Genomic DNA, 19,077 nt, shown 5'->3' on the forward strand with positions numbered 1-19,077 from the left:
GGACAAAATGACGCATCTAACCGGTGCACGCTATGACTTTCCGCCCTTCACCACGCGGAGCTTCGCCGCACCTGGTGGCATGTCCGGCGGTCTTGGACGGCCCTCGATGTCCGGCAGATAGGCGAGGCACCGCGGCTCATACTTCCGGGGATCCCGGGCCAACTGCCACGGGCAATCCTTAGTCAGCCGCACCAGAAGCTCATCGAGGCCGATGTCGGCGCCGAAGGCCTGTCCCAGACGCGCGATGCGGTATTGCCCGGCGCGCCGACATGGGTCGCACCGCAGGCGGAGGATGACATAGGGATAGGTGGCCAGCTTGCCGGGTTCGTCCATGAGAACAAGACGAGAACACGGGGAGGGGGCCGGGTGTCAAGGTCGGCGGATGATGATCATCCGAGCGGCTGTGTATGGCTCTGGCACCGGGTGCCGCAACCATATGCCGATGATGATCGGTACCCGGAAACAAGAAGCCCCGCACGATGGGCTTCGGTCCCTCAAGCGTCGGCGGTCACACGGCGGGCGTCGCCATGGCGGTCATGCCGGTCATTGCCGGGCGCGTGAGTAGCATGGCGGCTAGCCGACGAGTTGGGTAAATCCCTCGTGGTCTAGAAATGTGGCATTTTCGGCCTATATTCCGGGGAGTGCGTTCGGGGCCGGTTGCAATTCGGTGTGCTAGGAACCCTTAGGGCTTGGGGACGTTGTCCTTGTGTCAGTGGGTTTTTCGGTTCCAGATTCTTGACAACTGGGACATCGAATGATACCCAAATGATACGTGATGAGATTTGAGGTGGGAACGGCTTCCCCACACACCTCCCTTCAAAAGGGGAGGTATAGTAGCCCGAAAGGGTGAAGAGATGCAGGGATTTAGCACCCTGCCAGCTTTCATCTCGGCGAAATGGAGCCCGGAGCAATCCGGGCTTTTCGCTTATTTGGGGCTGCGCAAGTGCATTTTCTCGCGCCGCTTCATCACAGTTTGTTCTGCAATTCGATAAGCGCTGGCGATGTGGTAATTCCCATGATCGTCAGGCTCAATAGAAATTGCGACAAGCACATGTGATGTGCCGTCCGGCACCGGTATTTTTCCGATAAATTCAATCTTGCCGCCGTTTTTCCAATCGTCGCCAATATACAGCGGGTCCGCCACTAGCGAGACTATGTGCGGCAAAATTAGCGGATAGTCATTGGGGTGGCGCGATTGGGCGTGCTGCTGTGCACGACTGGAGAAAATGACTTCTCCCGCATCTAATTCGGTACCTAGCGTCCTATTGATAGTTTCTACCGGCAGCCGGCCAACTTGAATAGAAGCGGGCGGCTTGGCTTTGTTTTTCCGTGACATCACCGGCGTTTATGCCACCGGAATGCCATTTGCTCTAGCCTTCCCGGCAGTTATCCGGAAAATTCGAGCATTCAACCCGAAGCCTGAAACGTTCTGCCTCTCCCCGAACAGCCATCCATGAGAGCCGGGCGCGCTCCCGCAGGCTCAGGGTTCCCGGCTCCATGCCGGACAGGAAGGCGTCGAGGGTGGCGTCGGCGAGGTCGGCGATGGCTTCCTCGCGATAGGGCGTTGCGCCGGTCCGGACGCCGTAGGCCGGGCAGATGCCATGGAAACGGCCACGGCTCCGAATGAGCCAGCCGAACGGCGCGGCGACGATCTGATGTGACATTGGTTCCTCGTGAGATAGGTGCGGCGGGGCCTGACTGCCCGACAGCCCCGCCGCTGAGCCGGGCCAACCCGTGGGAGCCTTTCGGCCCGGCTCAATTCAAAGGCGCGCCAGACGCTCCAGCGCGATGGAAACGGACACGGCCAATGCCGCGACCTCGTGCGGGTCGGCCTTGATCAGGGCCGGGAGAGACAGCGACAGCGCCTCCCGCATTTCAGGCGTGGCCGAACCCGCGTTCTCCTCGATCGCCAGTAGGGCGCGGGCCGCAGGCGCGGCGCCGGGGAGGTGGAGGCGTGTTTCGAGGATATCGCGGAACGTCTCCAGCTTGGCCAAGATCCCGCCATGGGTGACAGGGATCGTCATGGCCGCGCGGTTGATGGCCGACAGGGCTTCGCGCGGATCCGGGGAGCCGATGGATTGTTTCAGAAGGGCAACGGCTGTGAGCGCCGGGTCGCCGGAATAGTTCATTGCGGATCTCCGATGATGATCTGGGCGGTTGTCGCCGCGGTGGCCGGGGATTGGCCGACCTGGAGCGCGAAGAGGGCTGCGAGCGTGATCAAGGCACCGCGCGCGAAGGCAGCGCTGGCGATCAGAATGGCGTCATAGGTGGTCATGGGGTGTCCGGTCTTTGGGTATCCGAAAGAGGAGCGCCGCACCGGAGGGACCGGCGCGGCGCGATGGCTTACAGAGGGTCGGGCGTATCGATGCCCAGCTGGGTCAACTCGAGTTCAGTGCGGCCCGTGCCGGATTTCAGGACGGTTCGGACTTCAAAGACCCGGCTCGAGTTCAGGTGCAGGATCCGATCGCCACGCTGAGGCTGATAGGGCAGCTGCGAGGCGTCGAAGTGCAGGCAAGGGCCGCGCGTGGTCACGATCGGCTCGTGGTCTCGTGAGCCCATCTTGCCGAGGTGACGCGGCCCGCTGTCCAAGTGCACGACGGCTGTGAACGTGACCGGCGGGCGTGACGGATCCGGCTGGGTGCCGTAGTTGGGCTTGGTCACCTGCGGTTGCAGTTGCACGGGCTCGCCGAAGGCCTGATCGATGCCGCCATGGATCTTGCCCAGCGCCTTGGTGAAGAAGGTGCCCCCGATCATCATTGGACTCCTGTCGAGGGCGTGGCCGTTGCACCAGGTGCCGAGACACCCTGCGATCCGCCCATGCCTCGGCCGGTGTTCACGCCGTTGATCAGCGGCATGACCGCGTCACGGGCGATCTGGGCAACGTGCACCGCGAACATGGCGCCAGCCTCAACTGAGACTTTCACCTCGTTCCGCACCTCGGCAGTTCCGGTCACCGACACGCTCGATTGAGGCGTGTCACCGTGCACCCGGTTGAAAGCACGGCCTCGTGCACCTTCCGGATCTCGGTCGCGCTCCCGCTGGGCTCGGTAGCTGCGTTCATAGTCCGCAGGGTCGAGGTTCGGGATCGTTGACGGGATCCGAGCCGGGCTGCCGCCTCCGCCCATTTCCCAGAGGCCCGCGCGTCCCGGCTGGGGGAAGAGCGTGTCACGGAACAGCCGGAGCGCCGCCGGGACAAATGTCGCCACGGCATCGCCGACAGGATCCCGCGACGGGGTGTAGTTGGGCGTGTGCGGTGAATCGGGGCCGTAGAAGTCCCGGTCTGCCGATCGCCGCTGATTGGCTTCACGCCACCTGCGGTTTTCGTCGACCGTCCCTTGCCTGAGCGCCAGGTCGGGCTGATCGCCGATCGCGGCGCCGGGGTTGGGCACGTTGTTTCGGGCCTCGATGTCGCGCCGGATCGTCGGCTCAAGAGCGACGCGAAGGCGTTCGGCCACCAGCGAGGCCGCGACACCCAGACCGCCAATCCAGCCGATCAGGCCGCTGATCGCCACGCCAGCCGCACCAGCTGCCGCACCGATGCCGCCAGCTGCACCAGCACCCGCGCCGCCAAGGCCTAGCAAGGCCACGGCACCACGCAGCAAGCCGATAGAGGTGGCGAGACCCGCGATGACGGACCCGGCACCGAGAGCCATGGCCTGCGTGTCGGTCAGGCTTCCGGTGAGGCTCTTCAACCCGGCGGCAGCCCGGTTGAACATGGGCGTGAGAACGTCCGTGAACGGCTTGGTGATCCGGTCGAGGAACGAGTTGGTTGCCGACCCAAGGTCATTGAGCGACGTGGTGAAGGCTTCGAACAGCTTCCGCCGCGCCTCGGCAAAGACCTCTGCCGCGCGCTGTTTCTCAAGCTCGCCTTGGATCGAATCCAGCTGTTCGATTGGCATTGCGAACAGACGCGAACCCATTTCCTGACCGAAAATGTTGTTGAACGCACCGATGCCCGCACCTTTTTCCTTAAGCTGCCGGATCATCTTGATGAGATCGACCTGTGTCGCCGCGTTCGACATGTAGGTGCTCAGGAAATTCTGCTGCTTCGCGCGGTCGCTGAAACGACGGTCGCCGGTTGCCTGCAGTGATGCACCCAGCCGTTCACGCTGGGCCTCCAGCGCCGCGTTCTCAGCGTTCTTGCGTGCCTCCGGATCCTGAAGCGCGCGCGCCGTGGCAAGGTCCGCCTGATACTTGGCGAAGTCAGCCTCGAACCGCCTGCGATGCTGAGGAGAGAGCCGACCAATCCGGCTTTCGAGTGCCGAGTTGAAGCCGCGCGCATTGATCAGCGTCGGGTCGATCGACACGACATCTTCCCAGCGGATGCCATTGGCTGCCAGTGCCGTGCGCCCGGGGCCACGCGGGCTTGCCAGACGTGCCCAGCCGGAGCGGAGGGCGTTACCGGCTTCGGCGCCCATGATGCCGTTGCGCGCCAGCGCGATGCCCATGGCATCAAGCTGATCAGCGGGAACCTGGAAGCCGTGCGCCGCAGGCTGGGCAAACTTATAGAATTGGGCGGTTTGCTGCATGCCGCCGGGGGCAAGGCGGTTGACGCGAAGCAAGCGGCCCGATGTCTCGGTGAATGCGGTCTGAACCTCGTTGGAGGTCGCCAATTCGACTGGGATCTGATCGCCGACGCGATATGTCCGGCGGTTGCGACCCTCGCCAACGGTGCGCTCGGTTTCTGCCCGAACCTGCCGCTGCATAAAGACTATCTGCGCGAGTTCCTCGGCAGCCTTGGCCATCGGTTGGCCGGTCATGCGCGCGTACATCTGCACATGGTCGAGGGCCGAAGCTGCCGACGCCTGCGGGATACCGGCTTTGATCAACTCCATGATGCCACGCATGTTGCCAGCGTAGCCTTCGGGGGTGAGAGCGCGGGAATTGCGCGCGATCGCTTCGGCTCGGGCGAGATCCGGGCCGGACACGTCGCCGAAGACGTTGAGGTCGGTGCGGATGGTGTCCATCTCACGCGCGACCCGGGCCATCTGCACCGGGAGCGAGGCGATGACGCCGCCAAGGCTTGCGCCGACAGACGTGCCGATCGCACGGAAGCCCGACGCCAGCCGCGACTGCATCGTGACGGTATGGCCAAGGGCCGTGTTGAGGGCGCCGACCTTGGAGGCTGCCTGATCGATGCCGCCGATCTGGATATTGGCCGCGCCGATCTGCTTGAACGCGTCGGATAGCCGCTTCGCTTCCTGCGCGACCTTCAGGAAGACGGCTGTAGCGTTGTCTACGGCTGAAACTGTTGCCGTTACGCTCGGATTGCTCATGTGGGTGATCCCATAGGAGGCCGTCCGGAGCGCATTCGCGCGCCCCGTGGCGTCATTTGCTCAATTGAGCCTGTTGTTTCCGGTACTTGGACCCCATTTCGAGGTACATGATCATCCGGTCCAGCTGCATGTTCTCGACCTCACTCGGGGCCATTTCGAGCCCGAAGATGAGGTGAGCCATCAGCTGTTTGAGTTCTCCAAAGGGTCTTTCGCCCCCACGGACGGAGCGAAGGCCGACACCATGGACGCAAGCGCCTCGTTGAGGTCGGCAGCCGCCATCATCTCCAGGTCGGACTGATCGACGCCGGACATTTCCGCCATGAACTTGAAACAGCACGCATAGTCGAAGCTGTTGCGATAGCTCACCGTTCCATCCCGGTTCTCGGTGAACGTGGTCACCAGCGGGGTGCCGTAGTCGAGGAACGCGCGGGCGCGCGGCGCCTTGAAGACGAGTTCGCGGATCTCACCCTTGTGGGTCTGGAGCGGCTCGGAAAGCTTGTAGGTGACAGGCATTGGATAATCCTTCAGCGTTGCCCGGCTCATCGGCGCGGGACATTGGGTGGTCGGTTGAGTGGTCGTTGTGGTAGGTGCGGCGCGCCGTCTGGGCTCTAGGAGCGGACCCCAGCCGCCCAAGCGCGCAATGACGCTTCTTTCCCAGCCGTAGCTCGGTTGGCCGCGGTCACCGCGGTATCGAGGGGCTCTGTCGGGATCAGCCGGGGAGGTTCCACCCCAGCCGCAGCACAGGCCTTTTCGACGGGGACGCCGCGCCGGACGGCTGCCAGTGCCGTGTCGAGGCGGTTGACGCGATCCCAGTCGCCGGAGGCGCGCGCCGTGCTTGACGCAAGCTCCAGCGATCGGATGGCGAGAGGCGCCGGGGCCGCGGTGACCGGCGGCAGCACGAGGGGCGTTGCCGGTTGCCGGGATCGAAGGAACGCGCTCGCCGTCTGGGCCGTCATGCCGGGCGTCACCGATAGCTCAACGATCAGGCTGTCGGGCGCTGTCTGGGCTTCGGGGAGCGCGCTGATCTCTTTCAACAGCGCGATGCGCGGATCCTTGGCCCGGGGAGGGGCCGGGGGTGGCATCGGCGCGGCGGGAGCGGCTGGGGCGGCAACGCCGGGGGTGCTGTAGCCGTCGGCGTCCAGCTGGCGCGCCAGGCTGATGCACGCGATCTCGAAAGGGATGGTTCCGAGATCCGGCTGGGTCGCTTCGACGCGGCGGCAGGCTTCGAACAAGGCAACCGGGATGACCTTGTAGATGGATGCCGCCTTGGCGATCTCGTGGTCGGTTCGTAGGGTAGGGCGCGCCATGTCAGCGATACCTGTTGCGCCGGTCAAAGCCGGGGATGGATGTCGGGCCGACGCGGATCGATCGGGCCGTTGATTGGCCTTGCGCGGCGGCACATTCGATTTCGAGGCGCCGGATCTCGACCCGAAGGTCTTCGGGCCGGGCATTTGCGAACGCGACCTCCCGGTCGCCACTCGCCGTATTATCGCGGGCTCGCATCAGGCGTTGGCCGGTGAGCAACTCGTCTAGGGCGTTCCGGAGCGTCGCCAGCCGGGCGCACGGGTCATAGGTGGTCGTGATGGCCATTAGTCTCGCTCCGCATGGTTGGGGTCGCGGGTGCCGCGCCTCGTGGGGATGGCGTCGGCGGGGGTGAGGCCTGCGGCGCGGAGGAGGTCATTCTCTCGCTTCCGTTGCTCAACGAATTGCTCGAAATCACTGCCCTGAGCCGCGTGGATCGCTGTCAAGCTGTCGAGGTGGTTCTCGACCCTCAGGACGTCGGCTTGCGCCTGCTTCAGCGGGTCGGCGACAATCGCACCGGCTCCAGACCAAACCGCAGAAATCAGGGCCGCGCGGTGGGGGTAAAAGCCGCCCATGAGACGACGCGGCAGCACGACGCGGCCCGTGGCAACCGCTTCCTCAAGCCACGCTTCGAAGTGCAGCTGATAGAAGCGCGCGATGACCTTCCGACGGCGGAGCGTGATCCTATGCGGAACCTGGATGGCGAGGCGGGCCGCTGAGAACGAGGTCTTGCTGTAGTCGCCGCTCACCGTTTCGTAGGCCAACCCGGCGGCAGCCGCTGCCGATCGAGCCAAGGAACGTTCGAACGGCTCGAAATCATTCCCGTTGGCGTCCGCCGTGTTGAATCTCAGCTTGTCGCCGGGGTGCAGGTGCGAGAATGTGCCGGGATTGGCTTGGACCTTTGCTTCGGAATAGAAGCCAGCCCGTGACGCCATCATGGCATCGAGGGTGGTCCCGTTCGTCAGCGACGGGGAAATGCCGGTGCCGCGCGATCCCGGCAAGGTTGCCGAAAGCTCGTCATTCACGCCAAGTCCCGCCAAAGCAAGGTTGCTAGGCAGTTCCGACTCAATAGTGGCCGCAAACTGCGACCTGAGGAGGAACGAGGCTAGAGTGAACTCTAGGGCGTTCGCGTGGTCGAGGGCAGGCGTTGCCGCCGCGACCAACGGGCTGGCGCCGCGAACCTGTCCGGGTGCCGTCGCTTCGAAGATCAGCGCGACCTGAGGACGGCCCCATGCCGATCGGGCGCGGACGTTGACCGGGATCCCGCTGGAGATATTGGACCCGGCAGGCTTCGGCATGACGCTGTAGCCGGTGACGCGCCCTTTCGCGTCAAGCCAGACGCCGCGGTAACAGCGCGGGCCGTCCAGCGGGCCTTGCTTCTCGTGGCGGCTGGAAAGCTGCAGCGGGTCGAGGAGCCGAACCTTGGTGCCGTAGCGCGACAGGCCGTCGCGATACCACTCGCTGGAGGTCAAAATCTCCCCAGAGAGCAAATACGAACGGCAGCCCGCGAAAGCCAGCTGATGAAAATCGCTGACACCTGCCAGGTCGCATTCGAGCGGCGACGAGGCGTAGCCGTTCCACTCTCGTTCGATGTCGCGCGACAGCTTCTTCGCCTCGTCGGGCGTGATGCCGAGGGCCGTGGCGTCGATCCGCGAGGAGAGCGTGAGGCCTTCCCCGCAAATGCTCGTCGCGGCCTGATCGACAATCGTCGCGACCAAGCTGTTGCCGGTCTGGAGATCCGTCAGCGCTGCCGAGATCCGGGGGCCTTCCGCGTGAGGGACAGCCGCCTGATAGCTCCATCCGAATCCGAGGCCGGTATTGTTGGCGTAGCGCGCCCATGAGAGCCGTCCGGATTTCCCGTCGCTCCCGCTCATGAAGCCAGCCGTGACCGGGCCGACGCCAGACGTCGGGACAGCCGAGGCCGTGCCCGCCGGAAGCTCCGGCAGGTTGTGGGTGATTTCCATGGTTGAGATCCTCAGAAGCCCGGGTTGAACGGCAGGCCGGATGCCTTCTTGGCGAAATGGGCGATCTGTTCGGCGCGCTCCGGGCTCAACTCGCCAGCGCGCGCGGCGGCTGCCGGGGCGGTCGGTTCGAAGGGGATGCCGGTGCTGCCGACCTGGGCCATCAGGGCCGTGAAGGCGTCGGCTTGCCGGTTGATCGCGGCGAAGGTCGGGTCTTCGGCGGGCACCTTGCCGAGGATCGTCAGCGCGTTCTCAGCGGACATGCCTTGCATGATTGCCAGTTCTGCGGCGAGCGCCGGGCGTGCCTTTGCGGCATCGGTTTCCATGATGGACCAGATGCGGATCCGGTCGGCCATCACGGCATCGTCTACCGCGGCGCGGATCTGGGCCGTGACGACGTCAGGGGAAAGAGCGGCGGCTGCCGGGATATTCTTGGGGGCTCGTGCCATTGGGGACTCCATTGGTAGCTTGATTGAGGGCGCGCGCCAGTTCGGCCATGGTTGGCTTGGCCGGTGCGCTTGTGTGGTGGGTCGAGGTGGCTTGCCGGGGGCGGGGTTTGATCCGCTCCAGCTTCAGGAGGTGTGCCGCAGCAAGAGCGAGCGCCGCGCAATCGAGCGGCTCGTTTCGGATGCTGGGGTGCAGTTTTTCGAAGATCAGTTTCGTGTAACCGCGCTTGTCCACCTTCCGGACTAGCTTTTCCGAGGTCAGGCCGGTGAAGTAGGTTTCCGGCAGGTGGTCCGGCAAATGCAGATAACGGGGGCCGTGTTCGACCTCCGAGAGCCTTTTCTGCACGTCCATTTTCGCGCGATCGGCACCGACAAGCATGATCCTGCCCGCCGGGTCATAGAACGCGCCTTGACGCGCGAAGGGCTTGTCAAAGCCCGCGGTACCCTTCGACGGGTAGATCCTCGGGACGCGCGATCTGAGGTGGCGGCAGGCCAGATAGACCGTCTCGGAAATGTACCCAGAGTCCACGAGGGTGGCGAAGATCGTCACCTCGTGCTTTCCGTCTTCGGTCACCCAAGTGCCGGTTAGAAGCTCCTCCAGCTGGCGCCACGGCTCAGGGCCGGAGGTGTCGCCGAACAGAATCTTGTGGTCGAGGACCCACGACTCTCCGGTCGCGGCATGTCCGATGATGGTCGCCTCGATTCTGTTTCCCTGAACGTCGCACCCGCATGTCAACGCAACGACTTGATCGGGGATCAGGTCGAGGCTGATCTGTTCTGCCCGGGCCTGTAGGTCCCCGTCCGACAAGGACAGTTCCTCTGCCGAGGTCGAGAGCCCAAGGACCAGATTGTGGAACGCCTGCAGCGCGCCGGAAGCCAAGGCGGCTTCGTATTCCTGAACAATCTCGGATAGCGCCTTCCGAGGGTTGGCGAAGGCGGACAGGTGGAACGAGACGGTGCCGGGCTCGCCTTCTGCATTTGCCTCCCAAAACCCGCTGAGGAGCATTTCTTGGCGTTGGGCCTCGTGAATCTTCTCCAGACATGCCGGGCATTCGAGGTGTGCTGTCTGGGGTTTGCCCTTCGTCCACCGAAGCTCGTCAAAGCCGAATGTCGATATCCCGCCGCAGTGAGGGCATGACGTCCTGTATTCGCGCTGGTCGCCACGATTGAACCATGTCTCAATTCGGCTGCCGCGAAATGTCGGGGTCGAGGCGAGGATGATCTTTTTCGTCTCTGGAAAAGAGGTGGTTCTCGCAATACTTAGCTGCACTGGATCCCCTTCTCCGTTTCCGGTGCCGGATCCTGCGGATTGGGCGAAGCGATCGACCTCGTCGAGGAACAAATATTTTATGGACTTCGATGCCAGATCTTCGGCTTTGTGGGAACTGCCGCTGTGCAGTGTGCCGCCGTCGAAGTTCAGCCGATTTAGGGGGCCGTCGATCCTTGGCAGCGCGCGACAGCCCGCGAAGAGCGGCACAAGCCTAGTCTGCACGTAGCTCTCAACCGCTGAGGTTGTCGGCTGCACCAGAAGCATGGGGCCGGGCTCGTTGGCGACGAGATAAGAGATCGCCGAGTCCATGAGCAACGATTTTCCGATTTGGGCCGCTGTCTTAAGGACGAGGGTTGTTGTCCTAGGATTGTACACCTCATCAAGGATGGCCTTTTGATAAGGGAACAGCTTGATGGGGCCGGGGATGGCGACTGCAGATGCCGGAAGCTCGAGGTTTTTCTCTACCCATTCACCCGGAGTGATGCGCTTCGGCGGGACAAGCGCGGCGAGCATCGCCTTAAGAATATCGTCCGCGTCATTGGTCGCGCGCATGCTTGGGAATATCCTCTAGGTCGGCGAGCGTGCCGAGGGCATCGCGTAGCTCGTCGTCAATGATCCGCGCGATTGATGCCGCGTCCTGCAGGCCGATGAGGCGTGTCGAGACGCGGATCGGCACGGAAAACAGGGCCTGTCGAACGCGGGCCGCGAAGTTGGCACCTGCGCGGCGAGCCGCTTCCCTGTCGATCAGGTTGCCGCGCTCCTTTTCGACAGCCAGCGTCATTTTCGCTGCCTTAGCCTCCTCCGATTGTATCTTGGCCAATGCGAGCCGCTCACTCGCATCGTTGCGCGCATGGATCTTGCCGCCGTTCTCGCCTCGTGGCGTGATGCCGAGGCCCGCAAGGCTGCTGTCCTTGTCGCCTCCAGCTGCGGCGCCCATGGCCTTGCCCACGTCGATCGACGCGATCAATTCCGGCATCACCATGTCGACCAATTCGGAGTCGTAGCGCCCGGGCTCAACCTGGGGCAGCATTTCGCGGATCTTGCGGGCTACCGTCTGGTATGACAGGCCGTATTTGGTTGCGATCTCCTTCGGCCCCATCGTGCCGGGTGATACAGCTTTCGATGGCTTCGTCGGTTTCGTCGTGCTTTTGGACATGGCTCGGAGCGCCTCGGAGGGAACTGGGTGTCCACTTTTGGACCCCTAGCGCCGTAACGACGGCTGCTAAGTAACTGATATTTCGTGAAAAAATGACCAGACCGAACGAAAGAAGTGGGGCCGCGGACCGCAACGCATATCAGCTATGCGCTAGGAGGACCCCAGACGCGTATGACAACGCGTCGAGCCATGCGCTCATTGCGTGGGTGGTTGATGTCGCATGATACAAGTCAGACGCTGCTTCACGTCGTGGCCGGTGATGTCCGGTTGATGCGTCGTGCATGTACACGATGACATCAGGTCAGCTGACACAGGGGGCGGGGGCCGGGCTATCCCCACACCTACAGGGGCGGCAGGTGTGGGGGTCGCCGTGGTCGAGGGCATCACCGATGACCAGACCAAACTGATGTCTCAACTGATCGGTTGACAGCGCAGCTACCGGGCGGGCCGGAGGGCGACTCGTGCGCTAATCGCACAACCATTGTCACAAGGTATCGTGCACCTACACGATAGGGGCCGGGGCCGGGCTTCAACGCCGGTTGTCGAGGGCAGCCTGCACCGCAGTGCCCAGCCGCTCCGAGAGCGAGCGCGTTGCCGTCCGCTTCCACAGCTCTTGGACCGGCCCGGGCTGAGCCAGCGACGTCGCCGGGTGTTCACCGTAGATCGCCTTGATAGGCTTCCTCGCCGAACCCTTGCGGACTGCGATGAATGATCCACCGTTGGCCTTGACCTGGAACGCCTTCGGCAGGCGGAGCGCGGTTGACTTGCCCGGGTTGAGCCGGTGCACCGATGCCGAGAGGCCGCTGCCCTTGCTGATGGACGCGCCAGCCACGTTCGCGATGCCGATCCGCAGCTTGCTCACCCGCCATGTGGCCGTGAGCGTGGCCGCGCTGGAGCCTTGCACGAGAGGCGTGGCGTCGCGGAACCGCGACTGAGGAATGCCCATGTCAGCCGCCATCGCAACCATGGTTTCGCGCCGGGCATCACGCGCCGCGCCGTCAACGCCTGCCCGGATCGCCTTCACGATCTCACCGTTGCTCAGTGTGGCCATGGCCGCGGTGAGCGGGCCGAAGTCAGCCTGAACATGCATGGACACGTTGGCCATGGCGCTATCCTGAGAAGCCCTGCGACTTCACGCCGAAGCCGACGGCCCGGAGCGCGATCTTCAGGTCAAGCATTGTCCAGCCGGGCGCATAGACGAGAGCCGCCTCGTTCAGCATTCCACCCGTCGCGACGGACAGATTGACCGGGCCGTTGGCGCCGGATGCCGCCGTGTTGATGCGGTGCACGTTCACAAATCGCGGCTTCTGAGATCCATCGGTCGCCGCCGGGTCCGACAGCTTGACCATGCCAGCATCGGGGCCGGTGTCGGCCTCTCCGAGCACAGCGCCGGTCGGGAGGATCTGGCCAGCCGCGATGACGCGCGGGACGGTGGAATAGGAGCCCTCGCCGGATTGGAGGAACAGCGGAATGTGCACGAGGGAGTCGACGGTGCCCTGATGGGCACGCTCATTCGGGACGGACATGGTTCAGGATCCTTGATCAGGCCGCGCGGGCCGGGTTGTGAGGGTTGCCAGTGTTGTCCAGCCACTGCCAGCGGCGCGGATCCCATGACCACGATCCGAAAGCCTGCGGAGGCTCGGGCCGGAGGAATTTGGCGACGATGCGAGCCGCCGGGATGTGCGCGCGGGCCTGAACCCACTTTGCCGCCGAAAGACCATCGGTCGCATAGTCGGCCAACTCGACCTTGGGCAGCCGCCGCGAAGCAAAGTCGGCTCGGCAATTGGCCGCGATGTCGAAGTCGCGACAGACCTCCTCGAGGCGTTCCAATGGGATAATCTCAGCCGCCAGCCGTTCACGGGTTGAGGGCTCATTCTTCGCCACCAGGTCGGCATGCGAGGCCGTGGCTTGGTCGAGACGTTCCTGCAGCAGCCGCGCATGGAACGCGTCGATCTTGGCCTGTTCGACTCGCTCTTCCGGGGACAGGGTCGAGTAGACGCCGGGCTCGGCATCATCGGTCGAGAGGGCAGCGTCGGCCATAGCCTCAGCGTCTGCGGCGGCTGCCGTGTGTTTCGTTCGGGACATGGGGTGTTCTCCAGCGCCATAGCGCAAATGGCCCGCGCCGGAGAGCCGGGCAGGGTGGTTAGGTTCAGGTTGTGAGGATGGCGGACCCGTCCCACCCATAGACCGGACAAGGTCTTATCAATAAGGACGGGTCCGCAATTGTCGAGATCCAGCAAGGACGAACCGGCTCAATCGACTATTCAAGAATACAGCCGATCCGCTATCTCGTCAAACTGAGAAAAGCGCGTGATATCAACGGGTTGTCACTTTTATTATATTGACAGCGTGTCAGTATTCAGGGGCACCTATAAGAAAGTCTTACTTGGCAAGGATCGGTTAAACTATCGCCAGAAATAAGCCTAGGACGGGCGATCTCGACTTCTCCGGCATCACCCTAGCCGAGGTGCTGTCAATTGCCGTCCTGCCCCCGTTTCCCGGTCACGGCGGGAGAATGCCGAGCGACCTGGAGCGGATCAAACTGACTTGCGAGAGATCCCGGGACGTGGTCCGCTCAGGTGACATGACGTTGGGGGAACCATGATCCAGAAGTCTCTTGCCGCCGCACTCTTCGCCTTGGCCCTTGCCGCGCCAGCCCAAGCCCAACAGCGTATGGTCTGGGTCCAAGGGCCGGTTATCAGCATCGCGGTTGTCGGCTCGGGTGGAAGTGCGAGCCGCCAATTGCAGGTCAATATCGCTGGAAATTCATTCACGAACGCAGGTGGTGTCGCTACTGGAGCCTTCGCTGGTCTGGTGACCGTGCTGTCCGGGGCATACTTCGCCCGGCAACCGGTTTGCGCTGGAATCTATAACGGCAATATCACGCTGGTTCAGGTCAGCCGGAACCCTGATCCTTGCGGACCAGCAGCGCGCCGCTGACCATCGCTCCGTCGTCGCTCCACCGTCGCTCCGCCTTGCAGCTGCTAGCTATCGGGCGACTGATCGGGAGCCGGTTGCATGACCACGCCGGGTGCGCTGGGTGCCGGGTATCTAGTGGCACCGTGTCAGCCGCGCTCACTCTCAGGTGGTGCCGATATGGGCTTGTCCCGCCGTCCCATTTGTCCCCCTGTTTTGGTGCACTCGCTATACAGGAGCTATATACGGGGTGCGCATGTCACGCTGTCATGTATATCCGGCCTATTATATGTACCTCCCGTATATCTCTATTATTAGGGGACATAGGGGACAGAGTATAAGAATATGAGTTATGGTTTTGATTATACTGGACAATTCCCGTCTCTTTTTCGGTCCCATGAGAGATCTGGTGACAGGGACCGTGGGACATAATTACACGCTGTCCGTGACGTCGTGTCGGAATTTACACGCTGTCCGTGACGTCGTGTCGGCCCGCAAATAGTGAAGACTGTTGGTCTGTCCCCGAAACGTGCTTTCCTGAAAATGGTCCCTACCCGCAGGGGCCAGATCGGAGGCACCGAAGCGCCCCCGATCGTCGCGGCAATCACATGGTCGTCGCCTTGGTGAAGGCTTCTTCGGCCTCGTCCAGAGGTCGGAGGTAGACACCCCACGGCCTCACCCCGGTCTCGGGATCGGCGGGGCCGCGCGACCCTTTCCCCTTGTATCCCGGCGCCACCATGCCGATCCGAACAAGCTCGGGGAATAGCTGGCTCCATTTCGTATGGTAGCGCTCGCCGTGAAGCTTGGTGCCGTCCCGGTAGCGGCTCAGGATCTCCTTGCTGTCGAGGAAGATACGGCCCTTCTCGTCACCGTCCCGGTGCCACAGTTCCTGCTCTCGCAGTTCATCGGCGACCCAGTCCTGCCACGCCGGGCGATTGTGATCGATCTGGTTCTGCAGTTCCTCGGTCACATACGGCTTGTGCAGGTCCGTCGTGATCTGGCGCCGGAGGAGGTGGTGCAAGAGCGCCTCGTACCCTCCGTTCTCCAGTTCAACCATCATGGCCTTGAAGAAGCCCGTGTCCTGCGTCCGCTTCGGGGACACCCTGCAAATTGTCCACCTCCGCTCGCCTACAACGGCGGGGATCGCCGCGTCTGCGTTGGTGGTGACCAGCAACCGGGCGAATTTCCGGGCCGGTGCGGCATCAACCCCCTTGCGCTCGATCTGACCTTCGTCGGCGGAGATCAGATCCTTAAGCTTGTTCTCAGCCTTCTTATCTTTCGACCAGAACGCTTCTTCACCCTGTATCAGAAGGGCATTGCTCTGGGACGCATTGAACCTGCCGAGAAGGTGTTCCGAGCTAGACATGGACGTGTAGTGGTTGCCGAGGAGCCGACCGATCACCTTGCCGAAGATCGTCTTGCCCGTGCCGTGCTCTTTCGAGACTAGCGCCACGGCCACACTGGGCTTTTCCATGGGTGTCTGGAAGATCGACGCCAGCCAGTCCCATATCCAAGTGTCGAGCGCCTTGTCGCCGCTGCAGATGGTATTGAGGACGTGGTCCGTGAACATGTCGAAACTGCCGCCGGGCTTCTCCTTCACCCCCCAGCCCATCCAAGTGTTGAAGGCCGTTCCGCATTCGGCCTGCGGCTTGCCCGGGAGGAACTCGCTCGTTTCGTATTTCCGGGCGACCTTGCTCGCGAGCCAAGCGCTGGCGACCTGGATCGGCTTGCGCGTCTCCTCATCCGATTCCGGGGCATCAACGTCGCGGGAGCCGTGTGCGAGGCTCGCCGCCTTGCTGTCCACATAGAAGACGTCCTCCCCCCTGTGCTGCCTGAAATGCTCATAGGATGAGAGCGTGAACCGGCGGATGCCTCGCGAGTCTTCGACGATTGTCGCGACCTTCGATGCGCCCTCCATGCTCACCCGCGCATATTTGCGATTGTACCGGAGGAACCATCCGCGCAACGTCGTGGGCTCGGCTTCGGGCTCGGTGGCTTTGCCGCCCGCGGTGCGCGTCTGGGGTGCGCCTGCGTCGTCCTCATCGGTCACGGCATTGAACTGCCCAGCGCCGATCACGCGCTTCGACCATCCGGGCGGCAAAGTCCTCTTGCGAGCGAAGCGCTCAACAATATCGCGGATCTCGCCGACCATCTCCTCATCGACGCCGTTCTCGCGGAACAGCTCCTCGAACAGGCCGACCGCCGTGTCCATGGAGAGGTTGTAATCGATCAGCAGGTTGGAGCGCTGCATGATGAACGGTCGGCGCGTTCCTTCGGAACCCGCGCCCGCCTCGCGCCACTCGGATGCCAGCCACGCCTTCATTTCCATGATGGCGTCGAGGCTGTCCTCTTCCTCCTGCACGAGGCGCGCGCCCTCGGTCGTGAACTGGCGCTCCAGATCGGTCTCATCAAGCACGCGCTGCGGCACGGCCACGGCCTCGGCACCATCGAGGAACCCGAAGCGCTTGGGCAGCGGATCCTTGCCGCCACCCTCGATCGCCGGACGCGCGGTATAGATCACCTGACTCGGGCGCCACACCGAGGCGTCAACATGGCGCTCGCCCATCTTGTCGCCGCCGACCCATCGGCGCATTCCGGCCTGTGTGACCTCGGCATCAAGCCAAAAGAACAGGCGAATCTTCCCGATCCCGGCCTTGAGCCCAAAGCCCGCCGTGAGCATGTAAAAACACCGGACCTTATGGAACTCCGGCGGCAGGAAGGATCGACCCAACCGCACGATCTCCTCAGGCTCCTTCATCGGGTCGAAGAGGTCCGGATCGAACGGCAAGCTGTCCATGTCGAACGAGGTCCAGCGCCTCGGCACCTCGCGAAGGGTGGCCGTGCCGCGCTTCGTGTCGGCCAGGTCAATGCCGTCCGCAGGGTGTCCCCACACGATGGAAGTCCGGGGGTCCTTGGACAGGGTGCCGATGAGGATGCCGAGGCTGTTCAGGTCAGTGACCGGCGCGATCTCAAAGGAGAACCGCTTGGCGTTCTCATAGCCTTTGGTGACCTTGCCGGACTTGGTCTTCGGATCCCATTTGATGGTCTTCCGGAGTTCAGGGCCCTTCGACCTCAATACCGTGACGGTGTCGGACTGATCCGGGGTTGATACGCTGTCTGAAATAGGGTAAGTCATTGTCTTGCTTTGTGAATGCGGGCCGGTGCGAGGGTGATTGCCTCGCCCGGCCCTTCTTTTTGTCGCCCGCTCGTGCGGCGACGTTGGTCTCGTGGTTACGCCGTGAACTCGACCCGTTTGGCGAAACGCTGGTAATCTTCGAAAGTCTCAATCGATGCCGCGTCTGGGACGTCTCCGCGCACCGTCCAACGCTGGAGATCCATCACGCTGCGCGCCGGACTGCACCCCAGCCTAGCGCCGCGCCCGATGGTAACGCCGGGGCCGACTTTGACCGGTCCGGAGATGGTGACACCGTCCAACACGCGCGCGCCGAGGCCGATGACCGACTGTCCTCCGACGCGGACCCCGGCGCCCAGTTGCGCCCCTGCCGCCACCACGCTTTCGGCGGCTAAGACCGTGCCATCGCTGATCGTCGCGCCATTGCGAATTGTTGCACCCCGACCGACCTTGACGCCACGGCCTAGGACCACGCCGCGGTCGACTAGGGCATGGGCGTGAACCTCGGAACCGTCGCCGATCACCGCCGATTGATCGATCTGGGCCGCAAGGTGGATGAAGCAAGCGGCACCAATTCGGAACCCCTGTTGCCGCAACGCGTCGACCTTGTTGCACCCGTAATCCATGGTCATGTTCTCCTGTTCTGTGAGGGGTTGCGATCAAGCCGCTATCGACGCGCGCGGATCAAACCGGCTGAGATCTCGGCCCATCAGGTGAGCGAGGAAGCCCCCGGCGCCCGTCTCCAGCTGGGCCTCGATGGCGTTGAACTCGTCCAGCGTGCGCCCGAACCGGCCCGCCGTGATGGGCACTAGCTCAGGCCAATCCGGGGTAGCCCCCGGCGCGGCGGAGAGCATGAAGCGCTGGTAGTTGATCTGAGGCCGGTAATCCCGCTGCGGCCGCACGGCCTCGCCTGCCAGCAACCGCCGAAGCTTCGCCAGTCGCGGCTTGGTGCCGGTGTCGAGAGCTAGCGTCGCGTGACCGATCAGCAGGTCGCGCGACGGGATAGGACCGCCATAGAGGATCGGATCGACGTTGTAGCTGTGCGAACCGGCAAGGCGACGGATGATCCGGGCCAAGAGCAAGGGCACGTCGCTGTCGCCGGTTTCAAGCACCAGTGCCGTACCGGGCCGCTCCGCCGGGCGTTGCACCATCTGAGCCAGCCAATCGAGCACATAGGCGGTCTGGGCTTCTGATCCGCTGGCAATCCGGTCGCGGATAAAGCGCTCGATCAGTGACCAATCGGCCCGACCATCCGGCGCCACGGCCCAGCCGCTCCAGCTGTTCCAGAAGAGCCCCTGATCGCCAGGTGCGAGATCCGGGGTGAACAGGACACCCGCCGGGAAGATCCTCTTGCCGGGCCACGCCTGCCACAGAGCCCTGATTTCCGCTTTGCAGGTGAAGCCGTCGCCGATGACGTCGATCGTCTTCGCGCCGGGGCCGATGGTCAGAAAGTCCCGAACAGACCACAGGCTGTAGGGCAGGCCGTGCCGGGTCCGCAGGATCTGGAGGCCGCGCGACGTGAAGGCGAAGGCATGCTCCAGCCCGAAGGCCTGCAGGTGCGGGATGACATGGGGGTTGCGGTCCCAGAAATGGGGGTCGATCTGCATCAGGGTTCCT

21 protein-coding genes are annotated in these 19,077 nt (G+C 63.4%); 1 reads left to right on the plus strand and 20 read right to left on the minus strand.

Annotation, left to right across the window (positions count from 1 at the left end):
* Nucleotides 1-30: 30 nt before the first annotated feature.
* The 17 genes from E8L99_RS16485 to E8L99_RS16560 form a co-directional block, all read right to left on the minus strand.
* Nucleotides 31-333, minus strand: coding sequence for a hypothetical protein (locus tag E8L99_RS16485; RefSeq protein ID WP_137100568.1), 303 nt, complete (start codon nt 331-333; stop codon nt 31-33).
* 592 nt (nt 334-925) lie between these two features.
* A complete protein-coding gene (locus E8L99_RS16490) occupies nt 926-1,336 on the minus strand; it encodes a PBECR3 domain-containing polyvalent protein (RefSeq protein ID WP_137100569.1) in 411 nt (136 codons plus the stop codon).
* A 34-nt stretch (nt 1,337-1,370) separates the two neighbouring features.
* Nucleotides 1,371-1,664, minus strand: a complete 294-nt coding sequence (locus tag E8L99_RS16495; protein WP_137100570.1) for a hypothetical protein — start codon at nt 1,662-1,664, stop codon at nt 1,371-1,373.
* 96 nt (nt 1,665-1,760) lie between these two features.
* Complete coding sequence (locus E8L99_RS16500; RefSeq protein WP_137100571.1) at nt 1,761-2,129, minus strand: hypothetical protein; 369 nt, start codon at nt 2,127-2,129, stop codon at nt 1,761-1,763.
* Nucleotides 2,126-2,275 (minus strand): hypothetical protein, encoded by a 150-nt coding sequence (locus tag E8L99_RS23815; protein ID WP_168201702.1) that lies wholly within the window; start codon nt 2,273-2,275, stop codon nt 2,126-2,128. The genes E8L99_RS16500 and E8L99_RS23815 overlap by 4 nt, the downstream gene beginning before the upstream one ends.
* Nucleotides 2,276-2,343: 68 nt before the next feature.
* Nucleotides 2,344-2,754, minus strand: a complete 411-nt coding sequence (locus E8L99_RS16505; RefSeq protein WP_137100572.1) for a hypothetical protein — start codon at nt 2,752-2,754, stop codon at nt 2,344-2,346.
* Nucleotides 2,754-5,276, minus strand: coding sequence for a phage tail tape measure protein (locus tag E8L99_RS16510; RefSeq protein WP_137100573.1), 2,523 nt, complete (start codon nt 5,274-5,276; stop codon nt 2,754-2,756). The genes E8L99_RS16505 and E8L99_RS16510 overlap by 1 nt, the downstream gene beginning before the upstream one ends.
* A 180-nt stretch (nt 5,277-5,456) precedes the next feature.
* A complete protein-coding gene (locus tag E8L99_RS16515; RefSeq protein WP_137100574.1) occupies nt 5,457-5,789 on the minus strand; it encodes a hypothetical protein in 333 nt (110 codons plus the stop codon).
* Nucleotides 5,790-5,884: 95 nt separating this feature from the next.
* On the minus strand, nt 5,885-6,583 hold the full coding sequence (locus E8L99_RS16520) for a hypothetical protein (RefSeq protein WP_137100575.1): 699 nt from the start codon (nt 6,581-6,583) through the stop codon (nt 5,885-5,887).
* A 1-nt stretch (nt 6,584) separates the two neighbouring features.
* Nucleotides 6,585-6,866, minus strand: a complete 282-nt coding sequence (locus E8L99_RS16525) for a gpW family head-tail joining protein (protein WP_137100576.1) — start codon at nt 6,864-6,866, stop codon at nt 6,585-6,587.
* Nucleotides 6,866-8,542, minus strand: coding sequence for a phage portal protein (locus E8L99_RS16530; RefSeq protein WP_137100577.1), 1,677 nt, complete (start codon nt 8,540-8,542; stop codon nt 6,866-6,868). The genes E8L99_RS16525 and E8L99_RS16530 overlap by 1 nt, the downstream gene beginning before the upstream one ends.
* Nucleotides 8,543-8,553: 11 nt before the next feature.
* Nucleotides 8,554-8,988, minus strand: coding sequence for a hypothetical protein (locus tag E8L99_RS16535; RefSeq protein WP_137100578.1), 435 nt, complete (start codon nt 8,986-8,988; stop codon nt 8,554-8,556).
* Complete coding sequence (locus E8L99_RS16540) at nt 8,939-10,807, minus strand: terminase gpA endonuclease subunit (RefSeq protein ID WP_137100579.1); 1,869 nt, start codon at nt 10,805-10,807, stop codon at nt 8,939-8,941. The genes E8L99_RS16535 and E8L99_RS16540 overlap by 50 nt, the downstream gene beginning before the upstream one ends.
* Nucleotides 10,791-11,411 (minus strand): hypothetical protein, encoded by a 621-nt coding sequence (locus tag E8L99_RS16545; protein ID WP_137100580.1) that lies wholly within the window; start codon nt 11,409-11,411, stop codon nt 10,791-10,793. Before E8L99_RS16545 ends, E8L99_RS16540 begins: the two co-directional genes overlap by 17 nt.
* A 529-nt stretch (nt 11,412-11,940) precedes the next feature.
* Entirely contained in the window at nt 11,941-12,516 is a 576-nt protein-coding gene (locus E8L99_RS16550) for a hypothetical protein (protein WP_137100581.1), read from the minus strand.
* A gap of 4 nt (nt 12,517-12,520) precedes the next feature.
* On the minus strand, nt 12,521-12,937 hold the full coding sequence (locus tag E8L99_RS16555; RefSeq protein ID WP_137100582.1) for a head decoration protein: 417 nt from the start codon (nt 12,935-12,937) through the stop codon (nt 12,521-12,523).
* A 16-nt stretch (nt 12,938-12,953) separates the two neighbouring features.
* Nucleotides 12,954-13,496: a hypothetical protein gene (locus E8L99_RS16560; RefSeq protein WP_168201703.1), complete on the minus strand. Its 543-nt coding sequence runs from the start codon at nt 13,494-13,496 to the stop codon at nt 12,954-12,956.
* Between the two features lie 516 nt (nt 13,497-14,012).
* Here E8L99_RS16560 and E8L99_RS16565 point away from each other — a divergent pair.
* Nucleotides 14,013-14,351: a hypothetical protein gene (locus tag E8L99_RS16565; RefSeq protein WP_137100584.1), complete on the plus strand. Its 339-nt coding sequence runs from the start codon at nt 14,013-14,015 to the stop codon at nt 14,349-14,351.
* Between the two features lie 580 nt (nt 14,352-14,931).
* On the opposite strand, the gene E8L99_RS16570 is transcribed toward E8L99_RS16565, so the two are convergent.
* From E8L99_RS16570 to E8L99_RS16580, 3 genes are all read right to left on the minus strand, one after another.
* Nucleotides 14,932-17,463 (minus strand): primase-helicase family protein, encoded by a 2,532-nt coding sequence (locus tag E8L99_RS16570; protein WP_137100585.1) that lies wholly within the window; start codon nt 17,461-17,463, stop codon nt 14,932-14,934.
* 95 nt (nt 17,464-17,558) lie between these two features.
* Nucleotides 17,559-18,092, minus strand: coding sequence for an LbetaH domain-containing protein (locus E8L99_RS16575; RefSeq protein WP_137100586.1), 534 nt, complete (start codon nt 18,090-18,092; stop codon nt 17,559-17,561).
* A 27-nt stretch (nt 18,093-18,119) separates the two neighbouring features.
* A complete protein-coding gene (locus tag E8L99_RS16580; RefSeq protein WP_137100587.1) occupies nt 18,120-19,067 on the minus strand; it encodes a hypothetical protein in 948 nt (315 codons plus the stop codon).
* Between the last annotated feature and the right edge of the window lie 10 nt (nt 19,068-19,077).

Origin of the sequence: Phreatobacter aquaticus (assembly GCF_005160265.1) — a bacterium.
Taxonomy (GTDB): Bacteria; Pseudomonadota; Alphaproteobacteria; order Rhizobiales; family Phreatobacteraceae; genus Phreatobacter; species Phreatobacter aquaticus.